The sequence below is a fragment of the Aeromonas sp. FDAARGOS 1410 genome (genome assembly GCF_019048745.1).
GTDB classification, from domain to species: Bacteria; Pseudomonadota; Gammaproteobacteria; order Enterobacterales; family Aeromonadaceae; genus Aeromonas; species Aeromonas jandaei.
This window is the reverse complement of record NZ_CP077401.1, coordinates 2,443,879-2,458,122: the sequence shown is the minus strand read 5'-3', so window position 1 is coordinate 2,458,122 and position 14,244 is coordinate 2,443,879. Positions and strand designations below refer to the sequence as shown.

Genomic DNA, 14,244 nt, shown 5'->3' with positions numbered 1-14,244 from the left:
TGACAACCAAAGCAAACGGGCCCGGGGATTACCCGGGCCCGCTTGTTACGCAAAGCGATACATCGTCAGAGCTGCTTGCCCTGGCTGGCGATCACCTGGCTGTACCAGTGGAAACTCGCCTTCTTGATCCGGCGAAGGGAGCCCCCCTGCTCGTCACGCTCTACATAGACGAAGCCGTAACGCTTCTGGTAGCCGTTGAGCCAGCTCAGGATGTCGGTGAACGACCAGGCGCAGTAGCCGAGCAGTTCCACCCCGTCCTGCATCGCCTCCTGGCACGCCTTGACGTGGCTGCGCAGATAATCGATGCGGTACTCATCGTTCACCTTGTCGCCCGCCTCCAGCTTGTCGAACTCGCCAAGGCCGTTCTCGGTGATCATCAGCGGCAAACCGTAACGGGAAGAGAGGCGACGCAGGGCGATGCGCATCCCGGTCGGGTCGATGGCCCAGTCCCAGTTGCTGGTCTCAAGGTGCGGATTGGGCGCCGTCTTGTAGAGGCCGGGAATGCCGCTGGACGGCGTGGTGCCCTTCTTGCCGGTGGTGTTGATCCGCTGCAGGGTCTGACCACCCAAGGGGTTATCGGTGTAGGTCAGGGTGTAGTAGTAGTTGACGCCAATGTAGTCGGGCGTCCCTTCGCGCAGCAACTCCATATCGCCCGGCAGGATCTCGGGCGCCTCACCGTTTTCCCGCAAGTAAGCGAGCGCCGCCTGCGGATAGCGGCCAAAGCAGTAGGCGTCCAGCCACCAGAGGTTGTTGAACTCCTCGGCGTTCTCGTAAGCCAGCATATCTTTCGGGTCGCACGATGCCGGATAGGCAGGAGAGTAGGCAAAGCTCGGGCCAATCAAGCCATTCGGCACATGCTGGCGAAACGCCTTGATAACCCGGGCATTGGCCAGAAAGGCGATGTGGTTGGCGGCAAAGAAGCGCTTGCGATCCTGCACGGCAGGCGGATGGGTGCCGAGCTGATAGGCGTTGGTCAGGTTGTAGTTCTGCTCGTTGAGGGAGACCCAGTACTTCACCTTGCCGGCAAAGCGCTGATAGAGGGTTACGCAGTAGCGCTCGAAATCCTCGATAATGCGTCGGTCTTCCCAGCCGCCGTACTCATCCTGCAGCGCCTGCGGCAGATCCCAGTGGTAGAGGGTCAGCACCGGCTCAATCTGGTGGGCCAAGAGGGTGTCGATCAGCTTCTCGTAGAAAGCCAGACCCGCCTCGTTCACCTCCCCCCGACCGGTGGGATAGATGCGCGGCCAGCTCACCGAGAAGCGATAGGCCTTGAGCCCCATCTCGGCCATCAGCGCCACGTCCTCTTCCATGCGGTGGTAGTGATCCACCGCCACATCGCCGTTGCTCCCCTCAAAGGTCTTGCCCGGCAGCTTGGTGAAGAGATCCCACACCGAGGGCCCCTTGCCATCGGCATTCCAGCCTCCCTCCACCTGATAGGCTGCGGAGGCGGCGCCCCACAGAAAATCGCTCGGGAAGTCGTTGAACTTGTGGTGATGCATCTGGTGTTGCTCCTTCTGCGGCGGTGGTCCTGGCCACCTCGATTGCGCCGGCTGGCGGCACCCAATTGAATTGGCAATAGCATCGAACAGTTCTAGAATTCCGTCCAATGACAAATATGACCACTCAACATTCCTAACAGGAATGAAAGGAGCCGCTGTGGAGCTACGGGATCTGAAAGCCTTCGTCACTCTGGGGGAGGTACTGCACTTCGGCCAGGCGGCGGTGCGCCAGCATGTTACTCAATCGGCCCTGAGCAAACAGATCAGGCGGCTGGAGGAGGAGCTGGGTGGCGAATTGTTCGAGCGCAATGCCAGTACCACTCGCCTCACCGGACTGGGCAGGGCGCTGTATGAGGATGCCCGCGCAGTGGTCATCCAGAGCGAGCAGCTCTCCCGCACCGCCCGCGATGTGCTGGCGGGCAATGTCGGCACCCTGCGTATCGGTTTTGGCGTGGCCACCAAGATCCTGGTGCCTGCGGTCATCGCCCGCTTTCGCGCCGAGCGACCGCAGGTGACCATTGAGCTCAACGATCTCTCCACCCACCACCAGTTGCTGGCGCTGAGCGAGGGCAAGCTGGATCTCGGTTTTTGCCGCCTGCCTGCCCCCAAGGGGTGGCACGCCATGCCGGTCGAGCGAGCCCACTTCGTCGCCGTGCTGCCCGCCAGCTATCGGGAGGTGAGGAAATTGGCAGATCTGGTGGATAAGCCGCTGGCAATCCTGCGCCGGGACAAGGCGCCATCGTTTTACGATCACCTGATGAACTATCTGGCCCAGAGCGGGCTGCGCTTTCAGGGGATCCAGTACGTAAACGACTTCGCAGCGGGCGTCGCCACCGCCGCCGCCGGGATCGCCTGGACCCTGGTGCCCTCCTCCACCACCATAGAGCACCCGGATGTGATCACCCTGCCTTTAACGGAGAGCGAGGCATGCTGGGCGATTGGCCTCATCCGTCCGCCAAATAGTCACTCGCCACTGGCTGACGCCTTCTGGCAGACGGTTACCGATCACATAACGGGGGAAAATCTCCTTTCTGATTAAAAAATTAATAATTTCTTAAGAATCCCTGTGTCTATTTAGGGGGCATTCTTCTCAGCCCGAGTACGCCCCCATGAAAAAAGTCAGAGACATACTGCGCCGCTTCGACGGTCAGCGCCGCCAATGGACATCCGGCATCGAACGCTCGCTCCTCGCCTGGCTGGCCCGAGGCTCCCTGCTGCCACCCGGTGAAGCGCCCCCTCGCCGCATTCTTGTGGTTCGCAGCAACAACCGGATTGGCAACAACCTCTTTTTGCTCCCCTTCCTGCAGCAAGTACAAAAGTCCCACCCCGGCGCCGAGATCGAGCTGGTTTGCAGCAAGGGGCCACTGCTCCCCCTGTTTACTGCCCTCAACCTGCACCGCATTCATCTGATCAGATTGCAGGGGAAAGGGTTGATCAGTGCCCTGCCCGCCCTTTGGCAACTGCGCCAGCAGCGCTACGACCGGGTATATGTGCCGTTCGCCTCCAGCACCGACCACCTGCTGGCCGCCTGGGTGCGTGGCTGCGAAAAACGGGGATTTGACGATGCCAAAGGGGATGCGATCTTCGCCCGTCCGGACCCCATCGAAGAAGATCGCCACTACGCCTACCGCCCGCTGCGCCTGCTGGGTGTGGATGCGGGTCCCGAGCAGCAGATAGCGCTGGGACTGCCCATGGCGACCTGCCATCCCCAGCTGGCGGAGCTGGCCAGAGCGCACCCGGGGCAACCGCTTATCGGCTTTTTTACCGGCGCCCGCAAAGGCAAGGGGCTCTCCCCCATTCAGTGGCAACGACTGCTGGCCCAATTGCGCCGGCAAGCTCCCGATGCGGTGATGATCCAGTTCAACGACCCGGCAGCGCCACTGCCTCTGGTCGGCGATGCCACCCTCTCGCTCACCAGTCTGTGCGAATTTGCGGCCGTCACCGCTGGGCTCACTCTCTTTGTCAGTTGCGATACCGGTCCGCTGCATCTGGCCGCCGCCAGTGGTGTCCCTTGTCTTGGCCTCTTTACCCAGACAGATCCGCGCCACTACGGCTGCCTCGGTGCCCAGCACCACAATCTGGTGGTGACTGTTCGCAACCAGATCGCCCTCGACCGCCAGTGGCTAAACAGGGTGCTGGAGCGTGAGCGCCCATCCTTGCCGTCCGCGCCACTGTTTATCGAACAATCCGCCCCCCAGCCACTCAATCTGCAGCAAGCGTGCTAATCCCGGTGCTTGTCGTTGATGCAGCGAAAGAGGGAAGGCTTGCTCCTTCCCTCTTTCGTTTTTAGCCCCCAGGTTGAAACGACTTGTGTCATCAGGGTTCAACGATAGCGGGCTTCAATGCGCGCCAGCTCGCCACTTTGCCGCAACTGCTGCAAAGCCCTGTTGAACTCGGTGATCCGAGTATTGAAGCGGGAGTGTTTGCCGATGCAGAGGTTAAACGGTGTCGACTCAAGCACCAGTGGCACTTCAACCACCTGATTGGCCAGCCCCAGCTTGTTGAGTTTGAAGCGTGCGACCAGTGGGTCTGTTACCATCAGGTCCCCACGACCCGCAGCCAGCATTTTGAAGACGTTATCAACATTGATGGTCTGATGAACGGTGAAGCTGGCCAGGTTCTCCTTGCCCCAGCCATTGCCCAGATAGTCGAGAAAGGTGAACGCCTTGAGATCCCCCAGATGTTTGGCTTGCAGGAACTCTTGCATATGGGGATGAGCGCGCGGCGTAAATATCGTCAGGGTCGTCGTAGTGACCGGCTCTTCCACAACCAGGGTATAGCTGCGCCGCTCGCGGGTGGCAACGGTCACAAAACCATCGGCCTGCGCCAGACGCACCATCTTCTGCGCCCGTTGCCACGGATAGCCTTCGTGGTGCACCCGCAGCCCCATCTGCGCGACCACCCGCTCCATCACATCGATCATCAGCCCGCGCATATTCCCCTGTTCGTCACGCCACGAATATGGGGCAAAGTCGTCAAAATAGACCATCTTCAACTCGGCCGCTGGCACCGCCCAGACACTCTGCCACATCAGCAATCCCCACAGGATTGCGATCCTAATACCAACACCCATGGCCGCGACTCCATCCACTCCTGCCAACTCTGAGCCTAGTGCAAAGCGGGCTGCAGCAAGGTTCAGGATCCTGTGGAAAAAGTGGCCAACGAAAAATGAGAGGGGAAGCAGTGGCTTCCCCTCTCTCGTTCGTTTTTCAGCACGCCACCTTACCGATAGCGGTCACGGCTTGCCGGTTACGCCAGCTCGGCACGCAGTGCCTTGGTGGCATCGACCATCACCTTGAGGGCGGCTTCCGTCTCTTCCCAGCCGCGGGTCTTGAGGCCGCAATCCGGGTTGACCCAGAGCCGCTCGGCCGGGATCTGTTTGGCGGCCTTGCGCAGCAACCCCTCAATCCAGCTCTGGCTCGGCACATTTGGCGAGTGGATGTCGTAGACGCCCGGGCCAATCTCGTTGGGGTAGTTGAAGCGTTCGAACGCTTCGAGCAGCTGCATCTGGCTGCGGCTGGTCTCGATGGTGATCACATCCGCATCCAACGCCGCCACCGCCTCGATGATGAGGTTGAAATCGCTGTAGCACATGTGGGTGTGGATCTGGGTGCTGTCCGCCACCGGGCTCGCGCTCAGACGGAAGGCGCGCACCGCCCAGTCGAGATAAGCCTGATGATCCTGCTTACGCAGGGGCAAACCTTCGCGGATCGCCGGTTCGTCGATCTGGATGATCTTGATGCCAGCGGCTTCCAGATCTGCCACCTCATCGCGAATGGCCAGCCCGATTTGCAGGGCGGATTGCTCGCGGCTCACGTCTTCGCGCGGGAAGGACCAGCAGAGGATGGTCACAGGACCGGTCAGCATGCCCTTGACCGGCTTGTCGGTCAGGCTCTGGGCAAATCGGGTCCATTCGAGCGTCATGGGGGTCGGGCGGTCGATGTCGCGGGTGATCACCGGCGGCTTGACGCAGCGGGAGCCATAGCTCTGTACCCAGCCGAAACGGGTGATGGCAAAGCCATCCAGCAGTTCACCGAAATACTCCACCATGTCATTGCGCTCGGCCTCGCCATGTACCAGCACGTCCAGCCCGATGGCCTCCTGACGCGCGATGGCATCGCGGATCTCCGCCTTAATGCCCGCCTCGTAGGCGCTGTCATCGATGCGACCGGCGCGCCAATCCTGCCGCAATACCCGGATCTGCGAGGTCTGCGGGAAGGAGCCGATGGTGGTGGTGGGCAGCAGCGGCAGCTTGAGATCCGAGCGCTGCAGCTCGGCCCTGACCGGATAGGGGTTGTGGCGATCAAAATCGCTGTTGGTGAGGCTGGCGAGCCGTGACTGCACCGCCTTCTTGTGCACCCGGCTGTCAGACTCCCGATCCACGATGGGCTGGCTGTAGGCGGTGATTTTGTCGAGCTCTCCCCCATCCAGATACTCTCTGAGCAGTCCCAGCTCGAAGCATTTTTGCAGGGCGAAAGCGAACCAGCTGCGGGTCTGGGGATCCAGCTCCTGCTCCAGGGTCAAGTCCACCGGGCTATGCAGCAAGGAACAGGATGAGGCCACCCAGAGCCGCTCGCCGAGTCTGGCTTTCAGTGCCTTCAGAGTCGGCGCCAGCTTGGACAGATTGGCACGCCAGACGTTGCGGCCGTTGATCACCCCGGCGGAGATGACCCACTGGGCGGGCAGATGCGGCACCAGGGTCTCCAGCTGCTCGGGGGCAGCCACCAGATCCAGATGCAGGCCATCTATCTTGAGGCTGGTGATAATGTCGCGCTGATGGGCCACCGAGCCGAAATAGGTGGTGAGCAGCAGCTTGCAGGGGCCCGCGAGGCGCTCGTAGGCGTTGAGGTAGGCGAGGCGCCACTCGTCCGGCAAGTCCAGCGTCAGCGCCGGCTCATCGATCTGTACCCACTCCACCCCTTGGGCGGCCAACTTGGCCAGGATCTCCTGATAGACAATCAGCAGGCGATCGAGCAGTTCAAGGCGAGAGAAGCCACTCTCTTTCTCCTTGCCAAGCCAGAGGTAAGAGACCGGCCCCAGCAGCACCGCCTTGACCGGCAGCCCCAGCGCTTTGGCCTCTTCTACCTCGTCAAACAGCTGGCTCCAGCCCAGTTTGAAGCGCTGATCACGGCTGAATTCCGGCACCAGATAGTGATAGTTGGTGTTGAACCATTTGGTCATCTCGGCGGCGGCCGCCGCCGGGCCGGTCGGCGCACGGCCGCGGGCCACCCGGAACAGGGTGTCGAGATCGGTCTCGCCATGACGGTGACGGGCAGGCACCGCATCCACCAGCAGGCTGGTGCCGAGCACCTGATCGTACCAGGCAAAGTCGCCCACCGGCAGCAGATTGACCCCGGCGCCGTGCTGGGCCTGCCAGTGGCGCTCACGCAGCGTCTTGCCCACGGCAACGAGTTCGGCCTGAGTGGTCTCGCCACGCCAGTAGGATTCGAGGGCAAATTTCAGCTCGCGCTTGGCGCCGATACGGGGGAAGCCCAGGGTGTGTGCTCGTGTCATAGGTTCATTTCCTTATGCTCATTCATCTGATGGGAAACTGGATGATTTAGCCATCCAGATGTTTACACATCCAAAATGACAAGATAAGGTGACGCTGGCTATTGAATCCTCTTCAAGTGGCTCTCAAATAATCCTCAACTGACCGCCGAACAGGTTCACCGCGAGGATACAGAGGCCGATTTTGCATGTGCAAAGAAGTGCAGGAGCAAGCAAGAAGGCAGGATAAAGAGGCGCAGGAGGCTAAAGGCCAAGCCACCGCCTACAGCATTATCAGCGCCAGACGCAATCTCACAAGGAGCCATCTTATGGCAGTGCCAAGCAATGCAGGGATAGAGATCAAACACTTGAAAACATTGACCGCGCTGGCCGAACAGGGCTCGCTGGCCGGTGCGGCGCTGACCCTCAACCTCACCCAGTCCGCCCTCTCCCACCAGCTCAAAGAGCTGGAGACCCGTCTCAATCTGGAGCTTTACCTGCGCAAGAGCCGCCCGCTGGTGCTGACCGCAGCGGGCAGCCAGCTGCTCGCCCTCGCCCGTCAGGTGTTGCCCGCCCTGGCCCAGACCGAGAAGCAGCTGCAGGCCCTACAGAGCGGCGATGCGGGCAGGCTGCATCTGGCGCTCGATTGCCACAGCTGCATCCAGTGGCTGCTGCCGCTGTTGCCGGAATTTCGCCGCCAGTGGCCCGGCGTGGATCTGGAGGTGGAGTCGGTGCCGGGTTTTGATGCCATCAATGCCCTGCTCGGCGGTCAACTCGATCTGCTGCTCACCTCCGATGTGCAGGCCCGCGGCGATCTCCACTTCGAGCCGCTGTTTTCCTTCGATCTGACTCTGGTGATGGCGCCGGATCACCCCCTCTGCCACCAGAGCCGCATCGAGCCGGGCGATCTGGTGCCGGAGGTGCTGCTGGTCTACCCGGTGGAGCGCAGCCGCATAGATATCTTCAGCCGCTTTTTGCAACCCGCCGGGGTGGAGCCCGCCCGCTGCAAGCCGGTGGACAACACCTCGGTGATGCTGCAGATGGCCGCAGCAGGACTCGGGGTCGCCGCCCTGCCGCGCTGGGCCAGCGACGAGTTTGTCAGACAGGGGATGCTCTGCGCCCGCCCCCTCGGGAGCGGTATTCGTCGCCATATGTATGGTGCAGTGCGGGCCGCCGATCGGGATCAAGCCTGCCTGCAGAGCCTGTTCGAGCGCATTCGCACCAAGATGGAGGGATAGCCCTCCTCAGCGTGGCTGACCGACCTCAGCCAGCAGTGCAGGCAACTTTGCCTTGATAAAATCGATGAGGGCTCTGACCGCAGGTGACAGGCCGCGCCGCGCTGGGTAGAGCATCACCAGCTTGCCATCTTTGGGACGCCACTCGGGCAACAGTTGTTGCAGCCGCCCATCCGCCAACTCATTCACGCAGGCGTAAAGTGGCAAGCCCACCATTCCTAGCCCCGCCAGCGCCGCCTGCTTGAGGGTTTGCATATTGTCGCTGCGCAACAGCACATTGACCGCCACCTCCTCACTCTCCCCACTATCGTGCCGCAGCCGCAGCAGGTCAGCCTGACGCTCCAGCGAGCTGAAGAGCAGGGCATCCTCTCCCTCCAGCTGGCGCGGATGCATCAATGCACCGTGGCACGAGAGCCACGTCGGGGTCGCCAACACGCCCCACTGCACCGTGCAGAGCGGTACCTGCACCAGACTGGAGGGGGGCTGCTCGAAGGCCACCCCGCGGATCACCACATCCAGCCCCTCCTCCAGCAGATCCACCTGCCGATTGCTGGCTTGCACGGCGAGCCTCACCTTGGGGTATTGCGCCATGAAAGCGGGCAGCAAGCGGGCAAGCAGCGCATCGGCGATGGTAATGGGTACGCTGATCCGTACCAGACCGCTCGGCTCCTGCTGCCGTTGCCGCACAGCCGCCTCTCCGGCCTGCGCCTCGGCCAGCATCGCCTGACAGTGGCGATAGAGCACCTCACCGGCATCGGTCAGGCTGAGCTGACGCGAGGTACGTTGCAGCAGCCGGGTATCCAGCCGCTCCTCCAGCAGCCTGATCCGGCGCGAGATCCGCGACTTGGGTACGCCAAGTGCCCGCGCGGCAGCGGTGAATCCCTGCCGCTGCACCACATGGGTGAAGAGATAGAGATCATTCAAATCAAGTTCCAGTGGTGTCATCGGGCTGCCTTGGTCAGGGTGAGGTGCATTTACATCGTTCCATTGATAGAACGATAAGAGCCTATTTCACCAGATTGTCGCCATTTTTGCAGCCATCATAATGACCCTGTCCCCATCAGACGGTTGCTGCGCGGGCAATCCGCCCCACCAACAAGGGCCGTTTGACTGTTCCGATATCACAAGGAGTTCACCATGAAACTGCGACAAATCTGCTCTGCCACCCTGCTCGGTCTGGCGACCCTGACCGCCACGCTGGCCACCACAGCGACACCGGCCATGGCCGCCGAGGCTGCCAGCCATCCGACCGTATCACCGAACCGCTATCTGGAGATGCTCTCCCGAGACAATGCGGTACTGCTGCTGGTCGACCATCAGGTCGGCTTGCTGAGCGGCGTGCGCGACACCACGGTGGGCGAGCTCAAGCACAACGTGGTGGCGCTGGCCAACGCCGCCCGCGCCCTCGGCGTGCCGGTGATCGTGACCGCCACCATGCCCGATGGGATGTGGGGCCCCACCATGCCTGAACTGACCAGTGCCCTGCCGGATGTGAAGGTGATCAACCGCACCGTCATCAACGCCTGGGACGATCCTGCCGTGCGCGCCGCCATTGAGAAGACCGGCCGCAAACAGCTGATCATCGCCGGGGTATCCCTCGAGATCTGCGCCAGCTTCCCGGCCCTCTCTGCCAAGGCTGCCGGCTATGATGCCCGGGTGGTACTCGACGCCTCCGGCACCTTCAACGAAGCCAAGCGCACCACTGGGCTGCAACGCTTGCTGGGGGCCGGTATCCCGGTCACCGACTACGCCTCCGCCGCGGTCGAGATGCTGCGTAGCAACGTCGACCCCAAGGCGCACGATGTCTACAGCGCCCTCGACATGCCTTTCGCCACCCTGGTGTGGCAGATGCAAGAGGGTGCCAAGAAGTCGTAACTCGCCTCGCCTTCGGTCAGATGACCGAAGGCTTCTTTTGTCTTCAAGAGGTTATATCGATGACCAGACGCCTGACTCTCTCCGACCCCGTCAAGGGCCAACCGCTGCGCATTGGCAGCGGCTTTGCAGCCAGCCATTTTGGCGAACACTTTTTCAACGGTCTGATAGACCCCGTGGTGATGGTGGATCACTTCCAGATGACCGCCCCCACCTTCGAGCCCCACCCCCACGCCGGGATCTCTGCCGTCACCTATCTGTTCGAGGATTCGACGAGCCCCCACGTCAACTACGACTCCCTCGGCAATCAGGGCCCCATCGAACCGGGAGCGCTCCACTGGCTGGCGGCCGGGCGCGGGGCCGTGCATACCGAGCAGCCGGAGGGGGCATCGCCCTATGTCCACGCCCTGCAGATCTTCGTCAACCTGCCTGCCCGTCAAAAGATGATGTCGCCTTTTGCCGTCCACGCAGCCGCTGCCACCATCCCCGAATTTCATGGCGAAGGGGTGCGAGTACGGGTGGTCGCAGGCCACAGCAACGACATAACGGCACCACACTCGGCAGAACTGCCCCAACCCTTTACCCTGCTCGATGGCAATAGCGAGGCAGGTAGCCGCTTCACCCATCTGCTGGCGGCTGGCTGGAATGCCATGATCTATCCCCTGACCGGATCGCTGACCCTGCAGGCTGAGGGAGAGCGGCACCTCATCCCGGCAAGTCACGGGATGGGGATAAGCCTCCCTGCCGACGGCGGCGAGGCGGTGGCTCTGCAGCTTGAAGCCACCGAGCGCTGTCACTTCGTGCAGCTCTCAGGCCAGGCGCTCAATGAACCCCTGGTCAAACATGGCCCCTTCGTGATGAACAGCCACGACGCCATTGCGGATCGGCTGCATGCCTATCAGCGCGGCGAATTTGGCCAGCTCAACGATGAGTGGCTGCACAACGGCCAATTTCAGCCATGAACACGCTCGCTGGCCACCAGCCACAAAGCACGCGCTGGCCTCTGGTCTTCCTCGCCATTTTCGCCGGTGCTAGCGGCGCCCTCTGCCTTGGCAAAGTGCCCGCCGTGCTCGGCATACTGCGCAGCGAGCTGGGGCTGACACTGGTTGAAGCCAGCTATCTCGCCTCGGCTTTCAATACGCTGGCGATCCTCTGCAGCCTCTTTCTCGGCCTGTTGCTGACTCGCTGGAGTGGGCGGCAAACCGGGGTTGTCGGGCTGCTGGTTATCGTGGCAGGCGGGGCGTTGGCACTGCCCGCCACCGGGCTGGCCATGATGCTGCTGTCGCGCATTGTCGAGGGGATTGGCTTTTTGCTGGTCTCGGTGGCCATGCCCGCCTTTATCGTGGCGGTGACCCGGGAGGAGGATAAGCGACTGGCCCTGAGTCTGTGGGCGGTCAACCTGCCCCTCGGTGCGGCGGCGGGTATGCTGCTCACCCCCTGGCTCACGGCGCAAGGTGGCTGGCGACTGGCCTGGCTGATCCTGATGGCTCTGCAACTCTCGGCCCTGCTGCTTCTGCTCGCCAGTCGCTCGGCAGATAAACTGCGGGTCTGGGCACCCCAACACTCGATCAACTCGGGCCACCCGCTGCGCCAACTCACGGTGCTCCGGCAGAAGGCTCTCTGGCGCTACGGGTTGGCGTTCACGCTCTACAGCCTGATGCTATGGGCGCTCTTTGTCTGGCTGCCAACCATGTTGCAAGGCACTCCCGGGATTGGCCAAAGCCAGATCGCCCTGCTCTCGGCGCTGGCGGTGGTCGCCAATATTCCCGGCAACCTGATGGGGGCATGGCTGCTGCGCCGGGGCGTGGCGCGAGATCGGCTCATCTGCTGGGCACTGAGTCTGATGGCGCTGTGCGGCATGCTCGCCTTCTGGCCCGGCCTGTCGCCGTGGTGGGCCTATGGATTGTGCCTCGTCCTCTCCCTGTCGGGTGGTATGGCGCCGCCGGCTATCCTCTCGTCAGCACAGGGAGTGAGTCAGGGGCCGGTACAACTGGCCATCGTGCAGGGATTTTTTGTCCAGCTCGCCAACCTCGGTCAGCTGCTTGGCCCCCTGTTGCTGGCGGCCCTGATGACGGACAACGGCCAATGGGGGAGCGCTCGCTGGCTCTTTCTGGGCGGCTTGCTGCTGGCAATCGGACTCTATCTGTGGCGCCGCCCGTTCGTTGGCGGGCAAGAGCCCAACTGACAGCCAGGCCAAGCCGCATTGATATGTGTCAGGAGGCGCCTGCGAAGTAGCTGCGCAGCGCCTCCACCACCCGCCGCACCTTCTCCGGGATCTCCCGCTGCGGCGTGATGGCGTGGATCTCCATCGGCGCAACCCGAAAACCGGGCAGCAGTTCGAGCAGACGCCCCTGCGCCAGATCCTCGCCAATTTCTCCCTCCGGTTGTAGCGAGATCCCCTGCCCCGCCAGCGCAAACTGGCGCAGGGGCAACACGTTGTTGCAGAGCACCTTGGCCTTGAACCTCACCCTGTGCTCACCCCCCTTCTCGTCAAGCAGCAGCAAACCGTTGCCCAGCATGTCGCCGCAGAGCCAGTCGTGGGTGGCCAGATCGGCGGGCGTGCGCGGCGTTCCCTTGCGCGCCAGATAGGCGGGAGCGGCGCAGAGCAGCATCCGGGTTTGTCCCAGTTTGCGGGCCACCAGGGTCGAATCTGGCAAGGTGCCGACCCGCAATGCCACGTCGATCCGCTCGGCTATCAGATCCCGTTTCTCGTCGTCGGCGATGATCTGGATAGTGAGGCCGGGGTGGGCCTGCAACAGCGGGGACAATGCCAGGGCCAGCGGCTGGCCCGCCATCCCCACCGGGGCGGTGATCCGCACTTCACCGAGCAGGGCGTCGCGCACCTCCGAGAGGCGCAGTTCGGTCTCGCTCAGGGTCTGCTGCAACGCTCGGCACCCTTGCCACACCACCTCTCCCGCCTCGGTCAAACTAAGGCGACGGGTGGAGCGATGGAGCAGGGGCAGCCCGAGCAGGCTCTCCAGCTGGCTGATATGCTGACTGACGGCAGAGGGGGTCATGCCGAGGGATTTGGCCGCCCCTGTCATGCTGCCCGCCTCCACCACGGCGGCGAAGATGGCGTAACGTCTGAGCTGCTCCATTATTAAATCCAGCTTACAAGTTAATGCATTTTATAGGCGATTATTAAATCATAACTGGCGGCGTAGGATAGCCCCATTCCAACAGTGAAGGAGAGTTCCCCATGAAGATTGCCCTGATCGGTGCCAGTGGTTTTGTCGGTTCAGCCATCCTGAGCGAGGCTATCAACCGTGGCCATCACGTCACCGCCATCGTCCGCGATGTCAGCAAGGTGGCCGCCCATCCGCAGGTCACCGCCGTGGCGGTGGATGCCCAAAACCCGCAGGCATTGGCCGAGGTGCTCAAGGGGCACGATCGGGTGATCAGCGCCTACAACCCGGGCTGGACCACACCGGATATCTACGACCAGTACCTCAAGGGTGCCAACGCGATTGTCGCAGCAGCCAAAGCGGCCAACAGCTGGCTGCTGGTAGTAGGTGGCGCCGGCAGTCTGGAGGTCGCCCCCGGCGTACAACTGGTGGATACCCCGGAGTTTCCGGCCGAGTGGAAACAGGGGGCGCTGGCGGCCCGCGACGGTCTCACCGCCCTGCGTCGTGAAACCGCCCTCGACTGGCGCTTTGTCTCTCCTCCGGTGTTCCTGGAGCCGGGTGAGAAGCGCGGCGGCTATCGGATTGGTGGCGATCAGGTGCTCTTTAGTGGCGAACAGCCTGCCGGGATCACCGCCGGAGATCTGGCCGATGGCGTGCTGAACGAGGTGGAAAAACCGGCTCACCTGCGCCAGCGCTTTACCCTGGGTTACTGAGAGCCAGCAACCGGTTAAGGCCAGAATGCGCGGTCACTCGCCTGAGCACCCGGTCAGGTGAACACCCGCGCAAACAGAAGGGAGGCATCCGCCTCCCTTCTGTTTTGGCCATTTTCTGTTTTGGTCATTATCGCCGCTGGTAGCTTGCCTCTGGTTATCACTCTCCCCCTCATCATTTCACCTTTATTTCACCTTTACCCCGCAATGGCTGCGCAAAAACCCGTCAGCCCATCAAGCGCCGAATTCCATTTCGAATTTTGTATATAACTAAGAATAATTTGTTGTTTCCGTCTTATAACACCGAACAGTA

12 protein-coding genes are annotated in these 14,244 nt (G+C 62.1%); 7 read left to right on the top strand and 5 right to left on the bottom strand.

Features of this window, described 5'->3' with window-relative positions; all coding sequences use genetic code 11:
* Positions 1–65: 65 nt before the first annotated feature.
* Positions 66–1,499: a glycoside hydrolase family 1 protein gene (locus I6L40_RS11490; RefSeq protein WP_021231363.1), complete on the bottom strand. Its 1,434-nt coding sequence runs from the start codon at positions 1,497–1,499 to the stop codon at positions 66–68.
* A gap of 157 nt (positions 1,500–1,656) precedes the next feature.
* On the opposite strand from I6L40_RS11490, the gene I6L40_RS11485 reads away from it, so the two are divergent.
* Together I6L40_RS11485 and I6L40_RS11480 are read left to right on the top strand one after the other, a co-directional pair.
* On the top strand, positions 1,657–2,538 hold the full coding sequence (locus I6L40_RS11485) for a LysR family transcriptional regulator (protein ID WP_071914297.1): 882 nt from the start codon (positions 1,657–1,659) through the stop codon (positions 2,536–2,538).
* A gap of 70 nt (positions 2,539–2,608) precedes the next feature.
* Positions 2,609–3,724, top strand: coding sequence for a glycosyltransferase family 9 protein (locus I6L40_RS11480; RefSeq protein WP_216994279.1), 1,116 nt, complete (start codon positions 2,609–2,611; stop codon positions 3,722–3,724).
* Positions 3,725–3,822: 98 nt separating this feature from the next.
* Here I6L40_RS11480 and I6L40_RS11475 read toward each other — a convergent pair whose 3' ends face one another.
* Together I6L40_RS11475 and metE are read right to left on the bottom strand one after the other, a co-directional pair.
* Positions 3,823–4,572, bottom strand: a complete 750-nt coding sequence (locus I6L40_RS11475; RefSeq protein WP_071914301.1) for an ABC transporter substrate-binding protein — start codon at positions 4,570–4,572, stop codon at positions 3,823–3,825.
* 176 nt (positions 4,573–4,748) lie between these two features.
* Positions 4,749–7,013: a 5-methyltetrahydropteroyltriglutamate--homocysteine S-methyltransferase gene (gene metE, locus I6L40_RS11470; protein ID WP_216994278.1), complete on the bottom strand. Its 2,265-nt coding sequence runs from the start codon at positions 7,011–7,013 to the stop codon at positions 4,749–4,751.
* Positions 7,014–7,318: 305 nt separating this feature from the next.
* On the opposite strand from metE, the gene I6L40_RS11465 reads away from it, so the two are divergent.
* Positions 7,319–8,227 carry a LysR substrate-binding domain-containing protein gene (locus I6L40_RS11465; RefSeq protein WP_216994277.1) on the top strand — a complete coding sequence of 303 codons (909 nt, stop codon included), beginning with the start codon at positions 7,319–7,321 and terminating at the stop codon, positions 8,225–8,227.
* 6 nt (positions 8,228–8,233) lie between these two features.
* Here the strand turns inward: I6L40_RS11465 and I6L40_RS11460 are convergent, their stop codons facing one another.
* Entirely contained in the window at positions 8,234–9,169 is a 936-nt protein-coding gene (locus I6L40_RS11460) for a LysR substrate-binding domain-containing protein (protein WP_216994276.1), read from the bottom strand.
* A gap of 192 nt (positions 9,170–9,361) precedes the next feature.
* On the opposite strand from I6L40_RS11460, the gene I6L40_RS11455 reads away from it, so the two are divergent.
* From I6L40_RS11455 to I6L40_RS11445, 3 genes are read left to right on the top strand one after another with little or no spacing between them, the layout of a single operon-like run.
* Complete coding sequence (locus tag I6L40_RS11455; protein ID WP_041210334.1) at positions 9,362–10,099, top strand: isochorismatase family protein; 738 nt, start codon at positions 9,362–9,364, stop codon at positions 10,097–10,099.
* A 59-nt stretch (positions 10,100–10,158) separates the two neighbouring features.
* Positions 10,159–11,058 (top strand): pirin family protein, encoded by a 900-nt coding sequence (locus I6L40_RS11450; protein WP_216994275.1) that lies wholly within the window; start codon positions 10,159–10,161, stop codon positions 11,056–11,058.
* Positions 11,055–12,281, top strand: coding sequence for a CynX/NimT family MFS transporter (locus tag I6L40_RS11445; protein ID WP_143241840.1), 1,227 nt, complete (start codon positions 11,055–11,057; stop codon positions 12,279–12,281). Before I6L40_RS11450 ends, I6L40_RS11445 begins: the two co-directional genes overlap by 4 nt.
* A 28-nt stretch (positions 12,282–12,309) precedes the next feature.
* On the opposite strand, the gene I6L40_RS11440 is transcribed toward I6L40_RS11445, so the two are convergent.
* On the bottom strand, positions 12,310–13,194 hold the full coding sequence (locus I6L40_RS11440) for a LysR family transcriptional regulator (RefSeq protein WP_071914311.1): 885 nt from the start codon (positions 13,192–13,194) through the stop codon (positions 12,310–12,312).
* Positions 13,195–13,295: 101 nt separating this feature from the next.
* Between I6L40_RS11440 and I6L40_RS11435 the strand changes: the two genes are divergently transcribed.
* Positions 13,296–13,934 carry an NAD(P)-dependent oxidoreductase gene (locus tag I6L40_RS11435; protein WP_071914313.1) on the top strand — a complete coding sequence of 213 codons (639 nt, stop codon included), beginning with the start codon at positions 13,296–13,298 and terminating at the stop codon, positions 13,932–13,934.
* Positions 13,935–14,244: the final 310 nt, after the last annotated feature.

Excerpts from the sequence above, each read along its gene's own strand:
- I6L40_RS11465 (WP_216994277.1), top strand. The coding sequence starts at position 7,319 with ATGGCAGTGCCAAGCAATGCAGGGATAGAGATCAAACACTTGAAAACA.
- metE (WP_216994278.1), bottom strand. The coding sequence starts at position 7,013 with ATGACACGAGCACACACCCTGGGCTTCCCCCGTATCGGCGCCAAGCGC.
- I6L40_RS11460 (WP_216994276.1), bottom strand. The coding sequence starts at position 9,169 with ATGACACCACTGGAACTTGATTTGAATGATCTCTATCTCTTCACCCAT.
- I6L40_RS11435 (WP_071914313.1), top strand. The coding sequence starts at position 13,296 with ATGAAGATTGCCCTGATCGGTGCCAGTGGTTTTGTCGGTTCAGCCATC.
- I6L40_RS11490 (WP_021231363.1), bottom strand. The coding sequence starts at position 1,499 with ATGCATCACCACAAGTTCAACGACTTCCCGAGCGATTTTCTGTGGGGC.
- I6L40_RS11450 (WP_216994275.1), top strand. The coding sequence starts at position 10,159 with ATGACCAGACGCCTGACTCTCTCCGACCCCGTCAAGGGCCAACCGCTG.
- I6L40_RS11475 (WP_071914301.1), bottom strand. The coding sequence starts at position 4,572 with ATGGGTGTTGGTATTAGGATCGCAATCCTGTGGGGATTGCTGATGTGG.
- I6L40_RS11455 (WP_041210334.1), top strand. The coding sequence starts at position 9,362 with ATGAAACTGCGACAAATCTGCTCTGCCACCCTGCTCGGTCTGGCGACC.
- I6L40_RS11480 (WP_216994279.1), top strand. The coding sequence starts at position 2,609 with ATGAAAAAAGTCAGAGACATACTGCGCCGCTTCGACGGTCAGCGCCGC.
- I6L40_RS11440 (WP_071914311.1), bottom strand. The coding sequence starts at position 13,194 with ATGGAGCAGCTCAGACGTTACGCCATCTTCGCCGCCGTGGTGGAGGCG.
- I6L40_RS11445 (WP_143241840.1), top strand. The coding sequence starts at position 11,055 with ATGAACACGCTCGCTGGCCACCAGCCACAAAGCACGCGCTGGCCTCTG.